Annotated in this window: 19 protein-coding genes and 1 tRNA gene; 16 read left to right on the plus strand and 4 right to left on the minus strand. The window is 43.7% G+C overall.

Annotated features, from left to right (window positions below; translation table 11 throughout):
• Positions 1–244: 244 nt before the first annotated feature.
• Both CH373_RS17670 and CH373_RS17675 read right to left on the minus strand, forming a co-directional pair.
• A tRNA-Leu gene (locus tag CH373_RS17670) sits at positions 245–328 on the minus strand.
• Between the two features lie 24 nt (positions 329–352).
• Complete coding sequence (locus tag CH373_RS17675) at positions 353–757, minus strand: PaaI family thioesterase (protein ID WP_100715354.1); 405 nt, start codon at positions 755–757, stop codon at positions 353–355.
• Between the two features lie 110 nt (positions 758–867).
• Between CH373_RS17675 and CH373_RS17680 the strand changes: the two genes are divergently transcribed.
• Both CH373_RS17680 and CH373_RS17685 read left to right on the plus strand, forming a co-directional pair.
• Entirely contained in the window at positions 868–2,952 is a 2,085-nt protein-coding gene (locus CH373_RS17680; RefSeq protein WP_100715355.1) for a hypothetical protein, read from the plus strand.
• A 2-nt stretch (positions 2,953–2,954) separates the two neighbouring features.
• Positions 2,955–3,428 carry a YdbT family protein gene (locus CH373_RS17685; protein ID WP_100715356.1) on the plus strand — a complete coding sequence of 158 codons (474 nt, stop codon included), beginning with the start codon at positions 2,955–2,957 and terminating at the stop codon, positions 3,426–3,428.
• 188 nt (positions 3,429–3,616) lie between these two features.
• Here CH373_RS17685 and CH373_RS17690 read toward each other — a convergent pair whose 3' ends face one another.
• On the minus strand, positions 3,617–3,958 hold the full coding sequence (locus CH373_RS17690; protein WP_125170051.1) for a LytTR family DNA-binding domain-containing protein: 342 nt from the start codon (positions 3,956–3,958) through the stop codon (positions 3,617–3,619).
• Positions 3,959–4,121: 163 nt separating this feature from the next.
• Here CH373_RS17690 and CH373_RS17695 point away from each other — a divergent pair, with 163 nt between their 5' ends.
• From CH373_RS17695 to CH373_RS17730, 7 genes are all read left to right on the plus strand, one after another.
• Positions 4,122–4,739 carry a TetR/AcrR family transcriptional regulator gene (locus CH373_RS17695; protein ID WP_165778868.1) on the plus strand — a complete coding sequence of 206 codons (618 nt, stop codon included), beginning with the start codon at positions 4,122–4,124 and terminating at the stop codon, positions 4,737–4,739.
• Between the two features lie 42 nt (positions 4,740–4,781).
• A complete protein-coding gene (locus CH373_RS17700; RefSeq protein WP_100715359.1) occupies positions 4,782–5,363 on the plus strand; it encodes a peroxiredoxin in 582 nt (193 codons plus the stop codon).
• Positions 5,364–5,564: 201 nt separating this feature from the next.
• Positions 5,565–6,980 (plus strand): Fe-S cluster assembly protein SufB, encoded by a 1,416-nt coding sequence (sufB, locus tag CH373_RS17705; protein ID WP_100715360.1) that lies wholly within the window; start codon positions 5,565–5,567, stop codon positions 6,978–6,980.
• 47 nt (positions 6,981–7,027) lie between these two features.
• Positions 7,028–7,963 (plus strand): tetratricopeptide repeat protein, encoded by a 936-nt coding sequence (locus CH373_RS17710; RefSeq protein WP_100715361.1) that lies wholly within the window; start codon positions 7,028–7,030, stop codon positions 7,961–7,963.
• Positions 7,960–9,048, plus strand: a complete 1,089-nt coding sequence (gene rlmN / locus CH373_RS17715) for a dual-specificity RNA methyltransferase RlmN (protein ID WP_100715362.1) — start codon at positions 7,960–7,962, stop codon at positions 9,046–9,048. The genes CH373_RS17710 and rlmN overlap by 4 nt, the downstream gene beginning before the upstream one ends.
• A 32-nt stretch (positions 9,049–9,080) precedes the next feature.
• Complete coding sequence (locus CH373_RS17720) at positions 9,081–9,380, plus strand: Cys-rich protein (protein ID WP_100715363.1); 300 nt, start codon at positions 9,081–9,083, stop codon at positions 9,378–9,380.
• Positions 9,381–9,655: 275 nt separating this feature from the next.
• Positions 9,656–11,371 carry an ArnT family glycosyltransferase gene (locus CH373_RS17730; RefSeq protein WP_100715365.1) on the plus strand — a complete coding sequence of 572 codons (1,716 nt, stop codon included), beginning with the start codon at positions 9,656–9,658 and terminating at the stop codon, positions 11,369–11,371.
• Positions 11,372–11,546: 175 nt separating this feature from the next.
• Here CH373_RS17730 and CH373_RS17735 read toward each other — a convergent pair whose 3' ends face one another.
• Positions 11,547–12,404 carry an endonuclease/exonuclease/phosphatase family protein gene (locus CH373_RS17735; RefSeq protein WP_100715366.1) on the minus strand — a complete coding sequence of 286 codons (858 nt, stop codon included), beginning with the start codon at positions 12,402–12,404 and terminating at the stop codon, positions 11,547–11,549.
• A 308-nt stretch (positions 12,405–12,712) separates the two neighbouring features.
• Between CH373_RS17735 and CH373_RS17745 the strand changes: the two genes are divergently transcribed.
• The 7 genes from CH373_RS17745 to CH373_RS17775 are packed head-to-tail and all read left to right on the plus strand — an operon-like array spanning position 12,713 to position 20,570.
• Positions 12,713–13,219: a cytochrome c3 family protein gene (locus CH373_RS17745; RefSeq protein ID WP_100715368.1), complete on the plus strand. Its 507-nt coding sequence runs from the start codon at positions 12,713–12,715 to the stop codon at positions 13,217–13,219.
• Positions 13,220–13,238: 19 nt separating this feature from the next.
• Positions 13,239–16,304 carry a TAT-variant-translocated molybdopterin oxidoreductase gene (locus tag CH373_RS17750; RefSeq protein WP_100715369.1) on the plus strand — a complete coding sequence of 1,022 codons (3,066 nt, stop codon included), beginning with the start codon at positions 13,239–13,241 and terminating at the stop codon, positions 16,302–16,304.
• Positions 16,305–16,330: 26 nt separating this feature from the next.
• Positions 16,331–17,698 (plus strand): NrfD/PsrC family molybdoenzyme membrane anchor subunit, encoded by a 1,368-nt coding sequence (gene nrfD / locus CH373_RS17755; RefSeq protein ID WP_100715370.1) that lies wholly within the window; start codon positions 16,331–16,333, stop codon positions 17,696–17,698.
• Positions 17,698–18,249 (plus strand): DUF3341 domain-containing protein, encoded by a 552-nt coding sequence (locus CH373_RS17760; RefSeq protein ID WP_100715371.1) that lies wholly within the window; start codon positions 17,698–17,700, stop codon positions 18,247–18,249. Before nrfD ends, CH373_RS17760 begins: the two co-directional genes overlap by 1 nt.
• 14 nt (positions 18,250–18,263) lie before the next feature.
• On the plus strand, positions 18,264–18,848 hold the full coding sequence (locus tag CH373_RS17765) for a c-type cytochrome (protein ID WP_100715372.1): 585 nt from the start codon (positions 18,264–18,266) through the stop codon (positions 18,846–18,848).
• A complete protein-coding gene (locus CH373_RS17770; RefSeq protein WP_100715373.1) occupies positions 18,848–20,077 on the plus strand; it encodes a hypothetical protein in 1,230 nt (409 codons plus the stop codon). The genes CH373_RS17765 and CH373_RS17770 overlap by 1 nt, the downstream gene beginning before the upstream one ends.
• A gap of 22 nt (positions 20,078–20,099) precedes the next feature.
• A complete protein-coding gene (locus CH373_RS17775) occupies positions 20,100–20,570 on the plus strand; it encodes an Lsa16 family lipoprotein adhesin (RefSeq protein ID WP_100715380.1) in 471 nt (156 codons plus the stop codon).
• Positions 20,571–20,738 lie beyond the last annotated feature (168 nt).

Here is a 20,738-nt window from a genome sequence, read left to right on the forward strand (position 1 = left end):
AAAAAGGTTAATTCAACAACCAAAAGTGTAACCCATGTCTCCGGTTTAAAGTGTTACCTATGTTCCCGGTTCTTCCCTTTTTGGGCGGGGGGCTGGTGGCGGGTACGCAACGCTGCCAATTATCACACTTTCTCACAAAATGCAAGATTCATTTTTGGAGAAGTTCTTTGTAGGAGCTCCTACAAAATATCTATTAAAAAACTTTAAAGTAGTTTGTTTGCTGGTGGGATGGTTTTTGTACCCTTGCCGACGGTCGGAGTCGAACCGACACGAGGTTGCCCTCGCTGGATTTTGAATCCAGTGCGTCTACCAGTTCCACCACGTCGGCGGGTACTAATAATTTCTTAGGATTTTAGGTATCCAACTCGATGTATTTGCCCTTTCCGCGGGCAACAATCTTGCCGATTTCGTTTTCGATCTCGGCCCGGTTTTCGATCACTTTCTTGTTCTTTTTCACGAACCAGCCTCTTAGATGAAGAGGTTGGTTTACTTGAGCCGGTTGAAGAAAGCGGATCGTAAGCTCGCCAGTGGTGGTCTTAAAATTCATGGCTTCGTTAATCTTAGCCATAATTTCGTCCAGGATTGTGGCGATGATCCCGGGATGGATAACGTCCGGTTGACCTTGAAACTTTTCTGGGACTGTATAGTCGCCATAGGCGGTTTTTGTGTCCTCATCAAAAGTAATTCTTAGTTGGAGACCGTCCGGATTGTCAGGGCTCGACCCGAAACTCAGGTTTTCCCGAACCGTTGATTTCATATACGCCAACTTATTACTTAACATTCATGGTGTCAATCGGAAAAACTCTGTGACAAGTGTTTAAGAACTGCACGATCTTAGGTCGATTTTATTAAGGAAGCAAAGATTCAATGACAACTGCGCTACTCTTATTACTGGGACTTCTGTCCGCCGGAGCGGGAGCTTATGCACTGTTTCGAGATCCGAATCGCGGCCAATCTCCTTCCGGCTCCGGACCGAGTGGTGGTGGAACTGGACCGGGGTCTGGAGGTCCCTCTGGTGGTGGATCAGGCGATCGCGGAAAGTTAGTCAATGTAGATGGAGAAGGAACTTCCTCTCCTGCAAGCAAAGAACAAAAATCAGGATCCTCTGGAAAAGGAAAGGAAGAGAGAAAGGAAACTCCTGAAAAAGAAACTCCACCTGGCTCGGGTTTAAGGAGAAAAAAGAAATTAGAACTTCCTTATTTAGCAGATGATATTATTCGAAACAACTCTAGGTATTCTCACCACAGAAGACCTCTCCTTCATTCAGAAGCACTTGTAGATAAGGAAAATTTTTTCGGAGCTCTGGAGATTTTAAAGCGAACTCTCTCTAGAATTCCGGACAACGAAATCCAGGAAAAAATTTCCGAAAACATTCGAGCGATCGAAGGCCATATTCAATCCCCTGACGAGGAGGCTTCTTCTCCAGAAGGTGGGGATTATTCCGACTCTCCGATTCCAATGGGAGATTTGGTCCGGGCAGTAAAAGAAATCAGTGAGGCTTTGGGAAACACTCTTACCCAAGGATTCAGAACTCCGATTCAGATCCAAGCTCCTCCGGGGACCGAAGCTCCTGCTCTACCTTCTGAACTTCCTCCAGGACCGGTTTCTTATTCGGTCGTAACCTATGCGCCTTATAGCGGTCCGATGCCCACGGGAGATCTGGAAGGAACACCCTCCAGCGGCGGCCCTGGCGGTCCTCCTGCATTCTTACCTGGAGTCGGTGGACCTCCTTCTGGAGGTGGAACAGGCGGGTCTGGTGGAGTCGGAGCACCAAGCGGGGGAGGACCGGGAGAAGCCGGGGCTCCTGCAAAACCAAAACCTCCAGTGGCTCCGGATCACCTAGATCCAAACGAGCTGGATCTGCCTGCGGATACATTTTTTACCGATGAATGGGAAAAGTTTAAGGATCTGCCATTGGTGGATCGAAGGACAGGAGAGGACAGGAGAGGCGGAGAAGATAGAAGAGGAGGCGCCGGCGACCGCAAGGACAGACGGGCAGGAGACGATCGCAGGCAAGAGGATTTATTCCAAGCTAGAGATGAGTATCTAAAACAAAAAGCAGAAGAGAAAAGAGAAGAGAGAGAAAGGCAGGCCGAAGAGCAAGCCCAGGAGCAGGTCCCGGAACAAGATTGGCCTCGCCCAGAAGTACCACTCTCGGATCAGTTACCCCAATATGTAACTCCTGTACTGCCAAGCATAGAACTTGTTCCGATCCGATTGCCTGATGCTGAGGATAAGCTTGCGAAAGGAGAACCGCCTTCTGGTCCGCCTTCACCTGCGCCTAGCCCTGAGACTGGCGGAGCACCTGCACCGACTCCGTCGGGCCCTCCAGCAGAAGCAAAGCCAGCCGAGGCAGCACCACCTGAACTTCCTAAGATCGGATTACCAAATCCAACCGACGAGAAAAAAGAAGAAGAGTTAAAACCTGAAATTCCGCCATTAGCAGGAGCCCCAATGGCTCCGGCTCCGTCTGCCCCTGGAGCTCCACCACCGAGTGGCCCTATGCAAGTGCCAACCATGGGAGAGGAACAAGAAGCTCCCGAGATCGAGGTAGTCGAGGGCGGCTTAGAGCCTTTAGACCAAAGAGGTGAACCTTCCGGAGGAGGAGCTAAGGAAGAAGAACCTAAAATGATCCACGGGATTCTGGAACTTAAACCTCCAGAAGTGGATGATGCTCCGTTCTTGACTTTGACTTATGATTTCGGAAAGATCCCCCACTCATTTAAACTTTCCGAAAATTATAGTATTATGGAATACTCATATTATAAATACAAACCTATGCTAATAAAAGCCCAGGAATTTGCTCGCCGTAAAATGTTGAAGAATGCATTGAATTATTATCGAGTCATTAAGTCTCAGAACATTCCTCCAGAATTGAGAAAGATGATTAACCGAAATATAAAAGATATCACAGAATTTATGGAAAAATATTTAATGGCGAAAGGTGGATAAGGATGAAAAAAGAATACTCTTATATGCCTAAGAAGACGATTATTTTGGGTGGGATCTTTTTTGGTTTTTGCGGTGTGTTTCTTGCCAACACTGCGATGATGAATGATCGTGGACTGATTATCAATGGCATCATTCATCTTGGTGTTTCTGGAGCGACTATATTCTTTTGGAGTTTGAGCATTGCCTCTTTCGTGTTTGTGGCTATGTCTATTTTGGGAATTTATAGAAGATTCGCTTTCCCCCAAAGAATTATTGTTTCTTCCGAAAGCATCACGGTTCCGAAATCCTCCTGGTCCAAGGAGGAAGTTACCATTCCTATCGAATCGGTGCAAAATGTTTCTGTAACTTCAGTTTATGGACAAAGGTCAGCTACAGTTATCCATTCAAGCGGAAAGTTTGGAATCTCTTCTTCTTTATTAGAAAAGAAAGAATACTTTGACGAGATTCTAAACTTCTTAGGAAGCAAGTTGCCTTGAAAGCTTTTGAATTTGTTTGAAACTTGATTTTGTTCGAAGCATCGAACTAAAATAAATGCAGAAAAAATAATAAGCTCGGAAGAATCATCCGGAAAAAGTAATGCTTCTTCGAGCTTAGAAAAGTGTACAATAGGAAAAGTTCTTATCTTTAGTTTTGTTTCATTTTCCTATCAAATGTTTGTTCTCGATCAGAGATAGATTTCGCTTACCGGAACTTCGGTCTTATCATCATCATCCAAGACAGCAGTATGTCTGCGAGAAGTCGTAGAATATTTAATATAACAAAGATGTGTTAGGTTCAAAATGTACTGTCTGTGCACCCTTTTGAACAGAACCGGGTTCGTCCTTTCTATCACCTCTTTGAGAGTTCCGATCACTTCTATCCTTTCATCCTTGGTATGAACCTGGCAGTGCTTTCCTTCTGCAGAGATGAATAGAATGAAGTCATTTCTAATGAAAATTGGCCCTGTAACCGTCTTTAAAAACACTCCATCAGCAACAATTGGGGGCATTTGAGCGACTCGTTCCAAAATCTGAGCCTCCTTTTCTGTAAGATCCTTTCAAAAAGTGGCCTGATTTTGAGTATAAATCAAGAATAAATTTACTTACCGGTCAGTAAATTAAAAAAATTCTTTCTTTCCTTAAATCATATGAGACAAATATTTATAGTTATTACTGTTAAGAGGGGCGATTTTGGGCAGAAAATCCACAGGGATCCGGGAAAGAATTATCCAGGAATCGAAAGATCTCTTCTACTTTCAGGGCTTCGGAAATACTAGTCTGAAGGAAATCGTGGAAAAATGCGGTACGAACAAAACCACGTTTTATGAGTATTTTTCTTCCAAGGATGAACTGGGAGAGATCTATCTTCGCAATTATATCGAATCAGAAAACAATTCATTGAATGAGGTTGTGAATACTATCAATTCTCCCGAGGAGCTCGTAAAGTGGTGGGTGGATATCAATTTAGCCGAGCTAAAAGATCCAGATCGTTATAACGCCTGTCCGATTGTTGGTTTTAGCTACCAACAGCCATTGGCAGAGCACCGCTGGGACGACCAACTCAATGATTTTACTCGGACCCGAGAAGGTATCTTTGCCAGGTTCTTCGAGAAATGCCAAGCGAATGGATATACCTTGAGATATCCTGCAGCGCATACAGGTGTGCTCGCGAACATGATTGAACAGGGGTCACTCGCAGCTTGGAAGCTGACTCGAAAGGAAGAATCCATCCTGAATTTCGGTCCTCTTTTTCTTTCTCTTTTTCAAAAAGATGCAAATGAAACCGAAAAACTGCTTCCCAAGTTCTAGGGTCTAAATTTAGAATGATTCTAAAACTAAGGAGTGTTGCAAATGCCACAGGTTACTTCACTTGCACCGGACTTTAAAGCAGAAGCTGTTCTTGGAAAAGAAATTAAGGAAATCAAACTTTCCGACTACAAAGGAAAATGGGTGGTCCTGTTCTTCTATCCTCTAGACTTCACTTTCGTATGTCCGACTGAGATTATCGAGTACGACGCAAAGTTAGACGAATTTAAGAAATTGGGAGCGGAAGTGTTAGGAGTATCCGTGGACAGCGCGTTTACGCACCTGGCATGGAAAGCTACTGCTCGTAAAGAAGGTGGAATCGGCGAAATCAAATATCCTTTGATCGCAGATATCACTAAGTCTATTTCTAGAGATTTTGGTGTTTTGACAGAAGGAGGGGTTGCGCTTCGTGGAACCTTTATCATCGATCCGAAAGGAGTCATTCGCCAAGCTACCATTAACGATTTGCCGGTAGGAAGAAATATAGACGAAGCAATTCGCCTTGTGAAGGCTTTCCAATTCGTAGAAAAACACGGAGAAGTGTGCCCAGCAAATTGGGACGAAGGTAAAAAAACAATGAAGGCAGATCCTGTAAAATCGAAGGAATATTTCTCTTCGGTGAACTAAGAATTGTCTTTCACCTCCTTGGGATTGCGGCCTTTGGTCGCTTTTCCAGGGAATTTCTCCTGGTCTGTACAGGCTCCCTCTCAAATCTTGTAATTCAGATCGAAATCTGTTATACTATTTCTATTGGAAAAATCCTCGGTTCTGAATTTGTATGATTCTTTTCATTCCAAGGATTTTAGTCTAAATAAAGAGTGATTCGCTATGGCTCAAGCAACTGAAATGCTTTTAAAGGACGAGGAAAGATACTATCGTCCGGATAACTTTCCCAAAGGCCTGACTAAAAAGGTAGTCGAATCGATTTCTCATATCAAAAACGAGCCTTCTTGGCTAACCGAATTTCGCCTCAAGGCATTTCAAATATACGAAAGCAAACCTATGCCTACCTGGGGATTTTTTCCTCAGTTCAAAGTGGATATAGACGAGTATGTGCATTATATCGGTGGCGGACACAAAAAGAAAAAATCCTGGGACGAAGTTGATCCAGAAGTTCTGAGAAGTTTTGAAAAACTCGGAATCCCCGAGCACGAAAGAAAATACTTAGCCGGTATTGAAGCGATGAATGACTCAGAAACGGTTTATGCAAACGTAAAGAAAGAACTCTCGGATCTGGGAATTATTTTTTGTGATATCGATACTGCGATTCGTGAATATTCCGATATCGTTCGAAAGTATATCGGGACAGTTGTGCCGATCGGGGATAATAAATTCTCTGCCCTAAACTCTTGCGTTTTTTCTGGGGGCTCATTCGCATACGTTCCTAAGGGAGTAAAAACTCCAATGCCCTTGCAGGCGTACTTCAAAGTGACTGCAGCTTCTTCCGGTCAGTACGAACGCACTCTCTTGATTGCAGAGGATGGAGCAGAGCTAGAATATTCAGAAGGCTGTTCTTCTGTTCAAGATAAGGGAACAAATTTTCACACAGCAGTGGTGGAGTTAGTCGCTCACAGAAATTCTAAAATATTTTATACTACGATCCAAAACTGGAAAAAGAATATGTACAACTGGACTGTCAAACGTGGTCTTTGCCACGAGGCGGGTCATATTACTTGGACAGACGTAAATATCGGCGCGAATACGATCAAATATCCCGGAATCATTTTGCAGGGGGATCATTCTACCGGAGATATCTTGTCTTTAGCGTTTGCTGGATCTGGGCAAATCCAGGATACCGGTGCTAGGATCGTTCACGTAGGAAAGAATACCCGAAGCAATATTCTGGCTAAAGGAGTATCTCTTGACGGTGGAATCAATTCCTACCGCGGACTAGTAAAATTTACTTCCAGTTCCTCGGATGCCTACAGCCACGTAAAATGTGACGGATTGATGATGGATGATAGATCTCAATCCCATGCATACCCTTATAACGACGTGAGTGGCAAGAATGGCTCTCTGAATTATGAGGCAACTGTGTCCCGGATCGATGAGGACCAACTGTTTTATTTGCAATCTCGCGGTCTCTCTGAGGACGACGCGAAGCTTTTAATCATCAACGGATTTTGCGAAGGGATCACAAAACATTTGAATGTTGAGTATTCCGTAGAAATGACTCGTCTGATTCGAATGATTCTGGAAGACGGAAAAGTAATTTCGGAGCATTCCAATTCCGTTGTAGCCTGAAAAAAAGGCTGGAAGTTGCCAGTAAATTAATTCTATCCTGAACAAGTATGGTAGACCGAATACTCGCGTCATTTTTGATCGTTGGAATTGTATCCTTGGGGATCGCCTTATTTTCTTCGAGTCCGGAACAACCGGTGGAGAATCAAAATCTGAGCTCTAACTCCTCGGCTTCCCAATCTGGTACCGATACCTCTGATACTTCTGGCTCCACCGGAAATTCGACAACACCTGCCCCTGAGGACGAGGGACTTGCTCTATTAAAAAAATTGATTGGAATGATCCAGGAATGGATGGAAAAAAAGGACGAGCCCGCACAAGATTCGACTGCTTCAGAGGATCCGAATGATATCTTCAAGGTAGCCTTTGATCTGTACGATCAGAAGGACTACGAAGGTTCGATTCGGGAATATGATCGATACCTAGAAAAAGTGCCCAATGATGTACCGGCTTTGTATAATCGCGGTTTAGCAAAATATAGTTTAAGCAGATATTTGGAAGCAGTCGAAGACTTCGATTCCGCGATCAAGATAGATGAAAACTATAAGGACGCATATCTTTACCGAGGGATTTGCAAAAGTAACTTAGACAAGAATGAAGAGGCTTTCGAAGATATAGATCACGCGATCGAACTCGGATCCATTTCGGTTACTTCGTATAACAATCGTGCTTATCTCAATAACGTATTAAATCGTCCTAAGGAAGCGATTAAGGATGCGCAAGCTTCTATCAAATTAGAAAAAGAGAATGGAAGAGCTTTCTTTGAAGTTGGATATGCAAGCTATAACCTCAAAAAGTACAGAGAATCCGTGCAAGCGTATGACAGCGCTGTGAAGATCAATCCCGAAGACCATCTCTCTTTTTATAACCGTGGTTGGAGCTACCTGGCTCTAAAAAACAAGTCTAAGGCTTGTGATAGTTTTAAAGAAGCTTCGAAACTGGGCTACAAGGACGCAGATTTAAAGGTTAAGGATACCTGCAAATGAACCAAGTCGCAGATTTCACAATTTCGGATGCGGATGCTCTAAATGAGCAAATTCAGTCTAGCACCTTTATAAAAGGCAAGACCATCCGAGAGTTGGAAGATCTGATCAAGTCCTTTGGGGAAAAACCGTTTCGTGCAAAACAGATCTATAATGGATTGTATGTAAATCGCTACGAAACCTGGGACCAATTTACGACCCTCGGAAAGGACTTAAGAAAATTCTTATCAGAACGTACTGTGATTTCTTCGTTACAAGTTCAAAAGCATCTGAAGTCTTCGGATGGTACTCAGAAATTCACCTTTGAGTCGGAACTTGGCTCTGGAAAGGAATTCGAATCTGTTTGGATTCCTTCAGGCGATGGAGGTCGCAAGACCATTTGTATTTCGTCTCAGGTTGGATGTACTTTAAACTGTAAATTTTGTGCCACTGCAAAGCTTCCATTCCAAGGAAATTTGAAGGCACACGAAATTGTAGATCAGATTCTACAAGTCGAAAAGATCGTAGGAGATCGTGCTACAAACGTCGTTTTTATGGGAATGGGGGAGCCGATGCACAATTACTTTAACGTAATGCGTGCAGCAGAAATTCTTCATGACCCGGAGGCGCTGAATTTGGGTGCGAAGAGGATTACGATTTCAACCTCAGGTGTAGTAAATGGAATCAGGAGATTCATTGAGAATAGGGAACCTTATACTCTCGCGATTTCTCTAAATCATCCGGATCCTGCGGGCCGCAAAGAAATCATGGATATAGAAGAGAAGTTTTCTTTGCCAGAGCTCCTCGGTGCTGCTAAAGATTTTACTCGAATTTTAAAAAGACGAATTACTTTCGAATATGTAATGATCCCTGAAGTAAACATGAGTCCGGAAGATGCGAGAAAACTCGTGAAGATTGCACGCCAACTAGATTGTAAAATTAATGTAATACCTCTCAATACGGAATTCTTTGGCTGGAGAAGGCCTACCGAAAAAGAAGTAGATTCTTTTTTGCGTCTCCTTGAGCCTGCGGAAGTTCCGATCCTGAACCGCAGATCACCTGGCAAAGATATCAACGGTGCTTGCGGAATGCTCGCTTCGAAGAGTTGACCTTCTGCCCCTTCCTTTCGAGTATGGGGAGAATGAAATCTCTGATTCGTATCTTTGTTTTATTGATTCTAACACTTTCACTTTTTGTCACCATTTCTTGTAAGGATCCTTATCAGCAGAAGTGCCAGGAAATCTGTTCCTTTTTTATTTCCTGTGTGGAGCAAGATTTTAAGGCTAAGAGGAATATTACGGATTCGGAAAAGAGCTTACTTCGGATCGATTGTGAATCTGGATGCTTGAGAGAACAGGGATTCGCGATGCCTTGTTACGAGTCCGAAAAAACCTGCAAAGGATTTAGTCGCTGTATTATGGAATCCGGATTGATGGATTAATTTTCGTGATTCGTAAAAATCCAGAACAGTACTTTTTAGGGGGGATAACTTGTAGGAACTCCTACAGATTTGTTTGGAAATGAAAAATCTTGCCGATTTCATTCAAATATGTTATATGGCCATCGAAGCCGGTTTCGCGATCGATCGCCCGCAAACTTTTGCACTCCGATTTCATTCTTTTTGGAAGGCGGTGTGTACCCGCCACCAGCCCCCCGCCCAGAGCCGGGTGGGGCTAGCAAAAATCGCTTCAATTCCAAGTAAAGGAATCTTTTCAGATGAACTCTTTAGAAACTAATTCTAATAAATTTTCCCGCGGATTCATACCTTGGATCCTTTTCGCGATTTCTTTCCTCCCTTTATTTCTTACATTTCCTCTGGATGTAATCGACATCGATTCTTCTCAGTATGCCGAGATCTCCAGAGAAATGACCGACAGTGGTAACTGGTTTTTTATCCGGGACAATGGCAGACGATATCTAGATAAGCCGATCCTTACATTTTGGACTATATCCTCTTCCTTTACTCTATTGGGTCAAAATGACTGCGCTTTTAGATTGCCGGCGATTTTGCTGACACTGCTTTCTCTTTGGGGAATTTTTACGATTACAAAACTCTACTCCGGAAATCCAAAGCGGGCTTGGATCGCTGTTCTTTTGTATGCACTTTCTCCTGGACTGTATGCGATGGTTGTCGATCCAAAAATAGATGTCTACGTGACTCCGTACATTATTCTGGTCTTCGCATTCTATTATTTGGGAACCAAGCGGAACTCATATTACTATTATCTAATGTATTTTTCCATGGGTCTCGGATTTATAACAAAAGGTCCGATCGCGGTCGTAATTCCGGCAATCGGAATCGGAGGAGACATTCTTTTTCGGAGAGATTGGAAACGCTTACTTGGCATGAAGATTTTTCCGGGAGCGATCTTGGCTCTTCTCCCTCCTTTCCTTTGGTCGATTCCGCTTTATCTGGAGTTCAACACCTATGGACCTTATTTCTTTTTGTGGATTCAATCTTTTGGCAGATTCTATGTGAAGATGTACGACCAGAAGTTTGATCCTGGATTTTTCTATAAGAACTTCTTTTGGGCTTTTGGAATTTTCATCCTTCCATTCCTTTTCTATGTGGGAAAGGGAATCGGAGAATTCTTCCGTAAGAGTTCCGTTGGTATCGTTTGGAAAGAATTCAAGGAAAATCGATGGAAAGAAAAGGATTTTGTTCCAGGATTCTGGCTTTTTGTATATCTATTCTTGATCAGCTTTTCAAAATACCAGCTTCCTCAATACATTTATTGGTGTCTTCCGGCGGCGGCAGTGCTCGGCTCAGGCTATTTGTTGGACGTATTAGAAAAAGATAATACAAAATGGATTTTTTGGGGAAAGGCCCTAATATATTTTACTGCTGCTCTATTTGCGATAGGAGGGATCGCATTGCCATTTCTGTCGGTTGACGTGAAATGGGATTATTGGGTTTGGTTGGCATTCTACATCGCCCTGTTCATTCTTCTTGTTGGATTTCTTTCGAGCAAAGAACGAGTGTTAGGTGCATTGATCGTTTCGGGTTCGTTTTTGTTTACTACGATCAGTCTTTACGCCTATCCATTGCTACTTTCTTATCAGCCTTCTAAAGAAATAGGCAGGCACGTCCAAAATTTGGAGCCAGGAAAAGAGAGACTTTTCCTGTTTGGAGTTCCTGCCTCCAAGAGATCTTATGCCTTTTATGCAAAGAGACTTTCTAGAACTTTGTTCGATCCCGAAGTACTTTTCGAAGCGTTGCGGAACGATAAAGAAAGATTGCTCGTAGTCTCCGAAAAATACATGCCAATGTTTGCGGAGTTTACGGACAATCGGATAGAAATGGAAATACTGCAGGAATTCCCGTCCTACAAAGTGGCTACCCCTGAAGGAAAATTCTTTTTGAAATCAAATAGAGATTCTGTAGTTTCCAAAGTATATTTAACCAAAGTTCGATTTAAAACTGGGAAGTAGTCGAATCTTTTTAATTCTTGCTTCTATGATTTTAGTTTCAGATTTTTTATTACGAAGCAAAAAAAGATAAGGGAAAAATCAAAACCAGACCGAATTCATAAGTAGGCTATTTTGTGAGCCTGGTTTGGTTTTGGTCCCGGGGTTCCGGGACTGTTTTTCTGATCCGACTTCTAGTTTACTTTTCCTCAAAATCAATGGATCCGGTGATCGGGCAATGATCCGAGAGTTCTAATTCCGATTCTGGGTTTCCGTCAAACCTTCCGTCATCACTTGGAAACTGAATCTGCTGGAAGCTATCTCCGATCCATTTGTGATCTGAAATCAAATAATCGATAAATCCTTCTTTGTACTGCCAGCAGGAAGGACTGTGTCCGTGGTTGGCAGATCTAAGCTTTCGGTTTCCGGAAAGTAACTTCCAGGCTGTCCGATCATTTTCCAGGTCATGATTAAAATCTCCCAGTAGCACGATATTTTCCAGTTCTGAAATTGCTTTAGATAACTCCGCAATCTGGGCCAGCCTTTCCTTTCGATCGGATTTGGATCTTCCTGCCTTCAAGTGTACCGCAACAATGTGAATCGTCTTGTTCTGAAAAGAGAAAGAGGCGAGTAGGCCTTTTCTGAGTCCTCTTCGAAACGATAAAGTGCTTAGTTCTTTGAGGATTGGTTTCGGAAAGGTTTTTCTCCAGCAAACTCCAATCTCCTGAGAAGAAAATTGATCTTCGGTAGTCGCACAGTCGTAAGAGCTATCTAGTAGAAGCAATGCCGCGTTCCGGTTCTCCACTTCCTGGAGCGAAAGGATATCCGGCCTAGTTTTTCGAATCACTTCTTTCAGAACTTCCAAATTCCGAAAGTTCCGAACGGATCGTCTACGATTTGGATTTTGGACCGAAGAAGAATGCTGAACCTTTTCCTTTAGAAACATCACGTTAAAGCTTGTGAATTGAACTTGGATAGCGGAAAGATCCTTCGCGAAAACGATGATAAGTAGTAAAAGATAGAGGCAAAGAATGGAGCTTCTTCCAGATATGATCATTTTTTTTCACCGCCTCTTTTCAGAAAGAAACAAGAGCCACATTCCATTTTAGGATCTAAAAAATGGAAGAACGAGCGTTCTACGAAATCCTATTCAAATCAGATTCTAGTCAAATAAAAACGAGATTCCCCGAAAACGCATTAGAATTCGATGATATACTCAAAATTTCTAATTGATAATAAGTCTCAACGGAATGATGTAAGATTCGTCGAAAGAGCAGCGTTTTTGGGGGTTTACTTGCAATTTTTCCCCAAGCCAAAATGTTTGTTCCCAACACCTTATTATGGACTCCGAAGGACTTTTCGCGAATGAATAAGAAAGCTTTCAAACTTGGAGTTCCGCTTGTTGCAATTGCAGCGGTGGCCTACCTAATTTTTTCTCCCTCCAAGTACGTCGGTTACACTCCCGATCAACCTATCCCGTTTAATCACAAGATTCACGCTGGTGATAACAAGATAGATTGCCGTTACTGTCATACGGGCGTTGAAACCAGCGCACATGCGACCGTTCCGAACACGTCGACCTGTATGAACTGCCATTCAATGGTAGCGAATCAGAAACCCGACATTAAGTTTCTCACGGAAACGTACCAGAAGAAGCAACCGCTGGAATGGGTTAAGGTTCATGACCTCCCAGATCACGTACAGTTCAACCACTCTAGACATATACAGCGTGGTGTGGATTGTTCTCAGTGTCACGGCAACGTAGCTGAAATGGTAAAAGTTAAACAGATCGCGTCCCTGAATATGGGATACTGCGTCAACTGTCACAGAGAGAACAACGCTCCTACAGATTGTTCCACCTGCCACAGATAACCAGGAGATAGCATAAGAAATGGATAATAAAAATTTCCAAAAAGAAAAGAAGGCTCACTGGCTCTCATTTGAACTTCGAGATAAAGTTGAAGAAACGAAGGAGCTACAGCGTTCCGAGTTTTTCACTTCTCCGGATCCAGTGATCGCAAGAATTAAATCTGGCGAATTCGATCGTAAAAGCTTTTTAAAGCTGATGGGCGCCGGGGTTGCAATGACTTCCCTGAATTGCGTTCGCAAGCCGGTCGAGAAGATCGTTCCATATGTCGACCTGAAAGTGAAGGAAGACGATGCAACCTATGATTTCGTAAAACACGGAAAGACTTACGAGTACGCTACTGTGTTTGCCGGAACCGGACTTTTGGTAAAATCAAAAGACGGACGCCCTTTAAAGATAGAGGGAAATCCGAATCACCCAGTTTCCCAGGGAGCAGTCAGCGCGAGTGGACAAGCTACCATTTTCGATTTATACGATCCTGATAGAGCGCAAGAACCTGCGGAAATCAACGGTGGAAAAGTAAAGAAAATCGATTGGGCGACTCTCGATGAGAAAGTAAAGAAAGCTCTCTCTGAATCAAAAGGTTCTACTGTAATTGTTTCTAAACCTATAGATTCTCCATCTACGAAATCCTTGGTCGGGGAATTCCTACGTTCTGTAGGTGGTGGTAAACACTTAGAAATTTCTCTGACCTCTGCAGAAGAGGCGGTTTCCAAAGGACAAGCTGCTTCTTATGGAAGAGCTCTGATTCCGAATTATCGTTTCGATTTGGCAGAAATCATTCTTTCAATCGATTGCGATTTTATGGGATCTTGGCTTTCTCCGGAAGAACACCAAAAGGATTTTTCGAAACGCAGAAATCTTAGAAGTGGCGCGAAGGATGTAAACTTCTTCATCGCTGCAGAAAGCGTTCCGACCATGTCTGGCTCTAACTCAGACTTGAGACTTCCGATTCGTCCCGGCGACCAAAGTAAATTCGCTCTGGCGATTGCGGCCGCATTAAGTGAATTAGGCGCCAATACGAAAGATGTGGTTGGCTCCAATACTGTTTCTGGCTTAGCTTCCGAACTCGGAGTTAGCGTAGAGAATATTCAAAAAACTGCAAAAGCTCTCTGGAGCAAGAGAGGAAAATCTCTCGTAGTTGCAGGAGGAGTTTCTGCACAAACCGGTGATGCGGTCGGTCTTCAGATTCTCGTAAATCTTCTCAACAGTGTTCTGGATAACGACGGCAAAACTGTAGATCATTCGAATCCTAAAAAAGAAGGACTCTTTGACTACTCTTCCAATCTAAAAGAACTCTCCCAGCTTTTGAGCCAAAATAAAGTAGGAGTTCTTTTTCTCTATGACACCAACTTGGTCTATCAAGCTGGTGAACAATGGAAGGACCTCCTACACAGAGCTAAGTTGATCGTCAGCCTTTCGGACCGCGCGGACGAAACCGCACTGGCTTCGAACTATCTGGCGACCACGACTCACTTCTTGGAGTCTTGGGGAGATGCAGAAGTTACCAAGGGAATTTTCTCTATCCAACAACCTGCAATCCGTCCACTGTTTAAATCTCGCTCTTTCGAAGACAGCTTGATTCAATTTGCAGGCGGGTCCTTAGCAGGAGAGACTGTATATTACGAATATCTGAAAAAGTCTTGGCTCAAAAAGTTAGGCTCTCAGAGAAAATGGGAAGATCTGCTTCGCGCAGGAAGTACTGTAAACAACGGAGATCGCAAAAAATCGGGCGGTTCTTCTCGTTCGTTTAACAAATCTTCGGTTCGCAAGCCTGGAGCTTCCGAGGCAGGAATCAAACTGTCTCTTTATGAAAAGACTTCGCTCGGGGATGGAAAGAACGCAAATAACTCTTTATTGCAAGAACTTCCAGATCCGGTGACCAAGGTAACTTGGGACAACTACGTTCTTCTTTCTCCGCAGCTTGCAAAAGAAAAGGGAATCCATTCGAACGATGTTGTTATCGTTAAGACCGCAAAACAGTCTATAGAACTTCCTGCACAAATCCAACCTGGAATGCATAAGGATTCTATTGGAATCGCAATCGGTTATGGTAGAAGCGCGGTAGGTTCAGTAGGGAACGGTGTCGGTAAAAACGCTTATGTTCTGGCTGAGGACGGAATTTATTCCGGAATCGCGGTCACTAGTTTAGAAAAAACTGGTAAGACCTACAAGTTGGCTTGCACACAAAGCCATCACATGATGTCTCCTGGTTTTGGTTATCCGGACAGACCTTTAATTCAAACAGTTTCACTGGACGATTACAAAGCGAATCCGGCAGCCGGAAAAGCAGAGTCCGAAATTCCAAAAATCAAAAAAGACGGTAAACTCATTTTTGCACAAGGTGCAAACCCAGTTTACGATTACCCAGGCTATAGATGGGGAATGGCGATCGATCTAACTTCTTGTACTGGATGCGGTTCTTGCGTCATTGCTTGCCAGGTAGAAAACAATATTCCTGTGGTTGGCCGCGACGAAGTTCGAGTCGGTAGGGAAATGCATTGGATTCGGATCGACCGTTACTACATCGGAAATCCAGACCAACCAGAAGAAATGCAAATGGCTCACCAACCTGTGATGTGCCAGCATTGCGAAAACGCTCCTTGCGAAACAGTTTGTCCGGTTGCAGCAACCATTCACGGATCCGAAGGAACCAACGACATGATTTATAACCGTTGCGTCGGAACCCGTTACTGCTCCAACAACTGTCCTTACAAGGTCCGTAGATTTAACTGGGCACAACATTGGTACAACGGAGCCGAAGGTTCCAAAACGCCTCGCTATTTAGGACTCAATCCTGATGTAACAGTTCGAGGAAGAGGGGTCATGGAAAAATGTACCTTCTGTTCCTCCAGAATTGCAGAGAAGAAAATCCAAGCTAAGAACGAAGGTCGCGCGCTGAAAGACGGTGAACTCAAGACCGCCTGCCAGCAAAGCTGCGCGGCAGATGCAATCAGCTTTGGAAACATCAACGACAAGAATTCGGAAGTCAGCAAGCTTAGTAACGATCCGCGGTCTTACCGCTTACTCGATTACTTAAATGTAGGCTCTCAGGTTGCATACCTGACCCGAGTTAGAACCAAGATCTAAGCAGGAGATTCGAAGCGCTTATGTCAATGACCAACGCAGTAAAAGAAGCATTGGATATCCAGCCGCTGGTAACCGGGGGTAAATCCGTCCGAGATGTGACCGAGGATATCTTAAAACCTGTAGAAGCTTTTCCTACCTCATTGTGGTGGAAGGCTTTTATACTCGCAGGAACCATCACGGTGATCGATTTAGCGATCATCGGATATTTGGTGTATGAAGGACTTTATATTTTAGGAATCAACAACCCGGTCGGTTGGGGATTCTTTATCGTGAACTTCGTGTTCTGGATCGGGATCGGTCACGCTGGAACTTTGATTTCAGCAGTATTGTATCTCTTCCGTCAGGAATGGAGAACTGGGATCAACCGTGCCGCTGAAGCGATGACCATCTTTGCAGTGTTAACCGCTGCTTCGACATTGATCATTCACATCGGTCGTCCTTGGTTAGGGTTCTGGCTCTTTCCTTATCCGAATGAAAGGGGACCACTTTGGGTGAACTTCAGATCTCCTTTGATCTGGGATACTTTTGCGGTGTCTACCTACTTGACCATCTCCTTGGTGTTCTGGTATCTCGGATTGATCCCGGATATCGCTGCGGTTCGTGACCGCGCAAAAGGAAAAGTCAGAAGATATATCTATGATCTACTCGCTTTAGGTTGGGTCGGCTCTAACAAAGCTTGGTCTCATATGGAGACCGTCGCCATGATTTTGGCGGCACTTTCTACTCCGCTGGTTCTTTCGGTACACACAATCGTATCCTTCGACTTTGCGGTTTCGATTTTGCCGGGATGGCACACTACGATTTTCCCTCCTTACTTCGTCGCTGGAGCGATCTTCTCCGGGTTCGCGATGGTGGTCACTTTGATGGTAATCGCAAGAGAAGTCTTCAAACTGAAAGATTATATTACCATGAAGCACTTGGAAAACATGAACAAGGTGATCATGGTGACCGGATTGATCGTGGGGCTCGCTTACTCCACAGAATTCTTTATGGCCTGGTATTCTGGAAACGAATACGAAGGTTTTGCATTCGTAAACAGAGCTTTCGGACCTTTCGGTTGGGCCTACTTCATCATGTTCAGCTGTAACGTATTCGCTCCTCAGGTATTCTGGTGGAAAAAAATGAGAACCAGTATCCCAGTGATGTTCATCATTTCAATCATCGTGAACATAGGAATGTGGTTCGAAAGGTTCGTGATCGTAATGACTCTTCACAGAGACTTCTTACCTTCCAGCTGGGATCTGTATGTTCCAACAGTTTACGACTTTATGATGTTGCTCGGAACGTTCGGAATCTTCTTCACTCTCTTCCTATTATTCTGTAGATTACTACCGGTGATTGCGGTTGCTGAAGTGAAGACTGTTATGCCCCACAAAGACGGAGGCCACCACTAATGTATACACCTAAGAAAGAACAATTTCATACATTTCAGGAAACTGAATCGGGAGTTTTCGGACTCTTTGATTCTCCTGCTCAAATTATAGAAGCAGCGAAAAAAACAAAAGAGAAGGGTTATACCAACTTCGATTGTTTTACTCCGTATCCGGTACACGGTTTGGATGATGCAATGGGTCTGGCTCGCTCCGGATTGCCTTGGGTCACTTTGTTCATGGGAGCCTTTGGCTGCATTACCGGATTCGGTATGCAGTATCTGACTCACAAGTACGATTGGCCTTTGAATATTTCCGGAAAAAGCTTAAACGCTTGGTTTGCATATATTCCGATTACTTTCGAGTTCACTGTGTTCATGGCCGGGGTTTGCACTGCAATGGCTTTGTTCGTAGTAACCAAACTTCCGAAAGTGAATCGTAAAGTTCTGCATCCGGATATCACTACTGATAAGTTCGCGCTCTGGATTCCTTCTAATTCCGCGAATTATTCCGAAGCTTCCGTGACTGAGTTTATCAAGAATCTCGGTTCTAAACATGTTGAGACGGTGAAATAGGAGAACCTCCAGGAATGAATTCACTTACAAAGATCTCTTCTCTCTCATTCGCGGTTCTGCTGATCTGGAATTGCGAATCAAAAACTCCTCCAATGGAGTTCACACCGGATATGGCGGATTCACCTGCTCGTGAATCGCAAGAAGCCGACGAGTTATCTGCAATAAATTCCGCTTCTAGGATTCCTCCGAAGGGCGCAATTCCGGTGAACTATTTTCCGTACGACTACCGCGGGGTAGATGTAGGATCTCTTCCGAATAAAGGGCTCGCGAATCCTTTCAAACTGGATCTCGCCACCTTGAAAAGAGGAGAGGACAAATACCAAGTCTATTGCGCGCCTTGTCACGGAGTTCGTGGTGCCGGAAACGGTACGATTGTAGGACCTTCTCCTAAGATTGGCTTTCCTGTTCCTGCTCTGATTTCTGACAAAATCAAAGGATACTCAGATGGTCAGCTCTATCACGTAATCACTGAGGGTTGGGGAAGGATGGGAAGTTATGCTTCTCAGATCACGCCAGAGGATCGTTGGAAAATTGCGCTCTATATTCGTAAACTTCAAGAATACGACAACAAGACCAAAAAGGAAACGGCTAACAAATAATGGACGTTAAGGTAGAACAAAACCTAATTAACTATAAGCTGGATTCCAAAACTCGGACCGCACTGATTGGTATGGTCATCGTAGGAATTATCAGCTTGCTCGTAGCGGCCTTCGGTCTGGGACATGAAAATCTTCGTCATGAAGGTGGTCATTCCAATCCTGCTTGGTCTGCGTATCTCGTAGGAGTGTTTTTTATACTCGGTATTGCTTTGGCCGGAGTGTTCTTTACCTCTCTCGGTCATATCACTGGTGCACATTGGCCGGTTACTCTTCGTCGATTGACTGAAGGTTACGGAATGTTCCTCCCGGTTGTCTCGATCCTGATGTTGATTCTGGTGCTGGGGGCTCATGATTTGTATGAGTGGTCCCACACTGACAGCCCGGAAGTTCAAGCTGACCATATTCTACAGCATAAGAAACCTCTTTTGAACATGGGAGCTTATACCGCAATCGTTCTGATTCTCGGTGCTGCCTGGTCTGCATTCGGTTACCTTTTCTACAAAAGATCGGTTTCTCAGGATACAGATAAGGATGTGAACCACACTAAATTCAGTGCGGTACTTGCAGGTGGATTCATCGTATTCTTTGCGTTGTCTTTCTCTCTCGCTTCCATTGAGCTGATCATGTCATTAACTCCGCACTGGTTCTCCACAATGTTTGGAGTATATTGTTTTGCGGCTGCTTACCAAGCTGGACTTTCTTCCTTTGTGGTAATGGCATACTTCCTCAAGAAAAAAGGATACCTCGGAAATTTAGTGAACGAGAACCATATTCATGACTTGGGTAAGTTTATGCTCGGTTTCACTGTTTTCTGGGCCTACGTAGGATTTTCACAGTTTATGTTGATCTGGTATGCGAATATTCCGGAAGAGACTTTCTTCTTTGAGCAGCGTTTGACTGGAGGATGGGAATACATCACTTTAGCAATTCCTGCGATCAAGTTCGCGGTTCCTTTTATGCTTCTGTTGAACAGACCGAACAAAAGAGATATTGAGTTCTTAGTAAAAGTAGCAATCTGGATCTTACTGACTCAGATCACTGAAATTTTCTGGCTGGTGTATCCTGCCAACTTCGTAGACTTTTCGTTAGGTGGGTATCTTGCAAGCATCGGAACTTCGATCGGTATGATCGGATTGTTTGGATTGGTTGTATTAAAAAGATATGAAAAAGCTCCTTTGATTCCGGTTGGAGATCCAAGGTTGGAAGACTGTCTCCACCATCATCAATAAGAGGAACCATAAGATGAATCGAATGAAATTAAACCTTATGCTTCTAACTGCTCTCGCAATTTTGACCGGGGCTTGTTCAAACTCTGCTCAGATTACTGGAAATGTGGATTGCCCGTCTTTGGAAAAAAACACATTTTCTCCTACGGTTTCCATTTTTGCGGAGCCTGATTCTAATGCGACTGTAGTGGAAAAACTCCCTGTAGAATCGGTAGTGAGAGTGTACGATTACCGTAACCACGAGAGAAATCCTAAGTTGTTCGTGAGAATAAAGACGAGCAAGAATGAAGGATGGGTGAGCCCAAGCTGTCTTTTAGTGAACCAGGATCCAGAAAAGTCTGTATTCAAATGGGCCTACAAAAAAGATTACAAGCCGTTTAACAGTCCCGAAGATCTGGACCATTACAATAATGGCTATGAATTCGAAGAACTAAAGAACCTTCCTAAGGAAAAAGTTCCCTTAGCTGAGCTTGCACCTGAACTACAAGGAAAGTAGGTAAGTTAAGTAGATAGGGTTGGCCTTTTAGGCTTCCCCGAGAAATCTTATCCGTTTATAAACAATTGTCAAAGAGCCCTGTCCGAGCATCTGTTCGGGCGGGGATTTTTTTTGCCCTCAAGCGCAAAGGACAAATCTTAATTCGAAGTATTCTTGCTTCTTACACAA

It is taken from the genome of Leptospira perolatii, assembly GCF_002811875.1.
Classification (GTDB): Bacteria; Spirochaetota; Leptospiria; order Leptospirales; family Leptospiraceae; genus Leptospira_B; species Leptospira_B perolatii.

What these genes read in the sequence shown, in the direction of transcription:
- CH373_RS17675 (WP_100715354.1), bottom strand. Translation starts at nt 757, where the DNA reads ATGAAATCAACGGTTCGGGAAAACCTGAGTTTCGGGTCGAGCCCTGAC.
- CH373_RS17680 (WP_100715355.1), top strand. Translation starts at nt 868, where the DNA reads ATGACAACTGCGCTACTCTTATTACTGGGACTTCTGTCCGCCGGAGCG.
- CH373_RS17685 (WP_100715356.1), top strand. Translation starts at nt 2,955, where the DNA reads ATGAAAAAAGAATACTCTTATATGCCTAAGAAGACGATTATTTTGGGT.
- CH373_RS17700 (WP_100715359.1), top strand. Translation starts at nt 4,782, where the DNA reads ATGCCACAGGTTACTTCACTTGCACCGGACTTTAAAGCAGAAGCTGTT.
- sufB (WP_100715360.1), top strand. Translation starts at nt 5,565, where the DNA reads ATGGCTCAAGCAACTGAAATGCTTTTAAAGGACGAGGAAAGATACTAT.
- CH373_RS17710 (WP_100715361.1), top strand. Translation starts at nt 7,028, where the DNA reads ATGGTAGACCGAATACTCGCGTCATTTTTGATCGTTGGAATTGTATCC.
- rlmN (WP_100715362.1), top strand. Translation starts at nt 7,960, where the DNA reads ATGAACCAAGTCGCAGATTTCACAATTTCGGATGCGGATGCTCTAAAT.
- CH373_RS17720 (WP_100715363.1), top strand. Translation starts at nt 9,081, where the DNA reads ATGAAATCTCTGATTCGTATCTTTGTTTTATTGATTCTAACACTTTCA.
- CH373_RS17730 (WP_100715365.1), top strand. Translation starts at nt 9,656, where the DNA reads ATGAACTCTTTAGAAACTAATTCTAATAAATTTTCCCGCGGATTCATA.
- CH373_RS17735 (WP_100715366.1), bottom strand. Translation starts at nt 12,404, where the DNA reads ATGATCATATCTGGAAGAAGCTCCATTCTTTGCCTCTATCTTTTACTA.
- CH373_RS17745 (WP_100715368.1), top strand. Translation starts at nt 12,713, where the DNA reads ATGAATAAGAAAGCTTTCAAACTTGGAGTTCCGCTTGTTGCAATTGCA.
- CH373_RS17750 (WP_100715369.1), top strand. Translation starts at nt 13,239, where the DNA reads ATGGATAATAAAAATTTCCAAAAAGAAAAGAAGGCTCACTGGCTCTCA.
- nrfD (WP_100715370.1), top strand. Translation starts at nt 16,331, where the DNA reads ATGACCAACGCAGTAAAAGAAGCATTGGATATCCAGCCGCTGGTAACC.
- CH373_RS17760 (WP_100715371.1), top strand. Translation starts at nt 17,698, where the DNA reads ATGTATACACCTAAGAAAGAACAATTTCATACATTTCAGGAAACTGAA.
- CH373_RS17765 (WP_100715372.1), top strand. Translation starts at nt 18,264, where the DNA reads ATGAATTCACTTACAAAGATCTCTTCTCTCTCATTCGCGGTTCTGCTG.
- CH373_RS17770 (WP_100715373.1), top strand. Translation starts at nt 18,848, where the DNA reads ATGGACGTTAAGGTAGAACAAAACCTAATTAACTATAAGCTGGATTCC.
- CH373_RS17775 (WP_100715380.1), top strand. Translation starts at nt 20,100, where the DNA reads ATGAAATTAAACCTTATGCTTCTAACTGCTCTCGCAATTTTGACCGGG.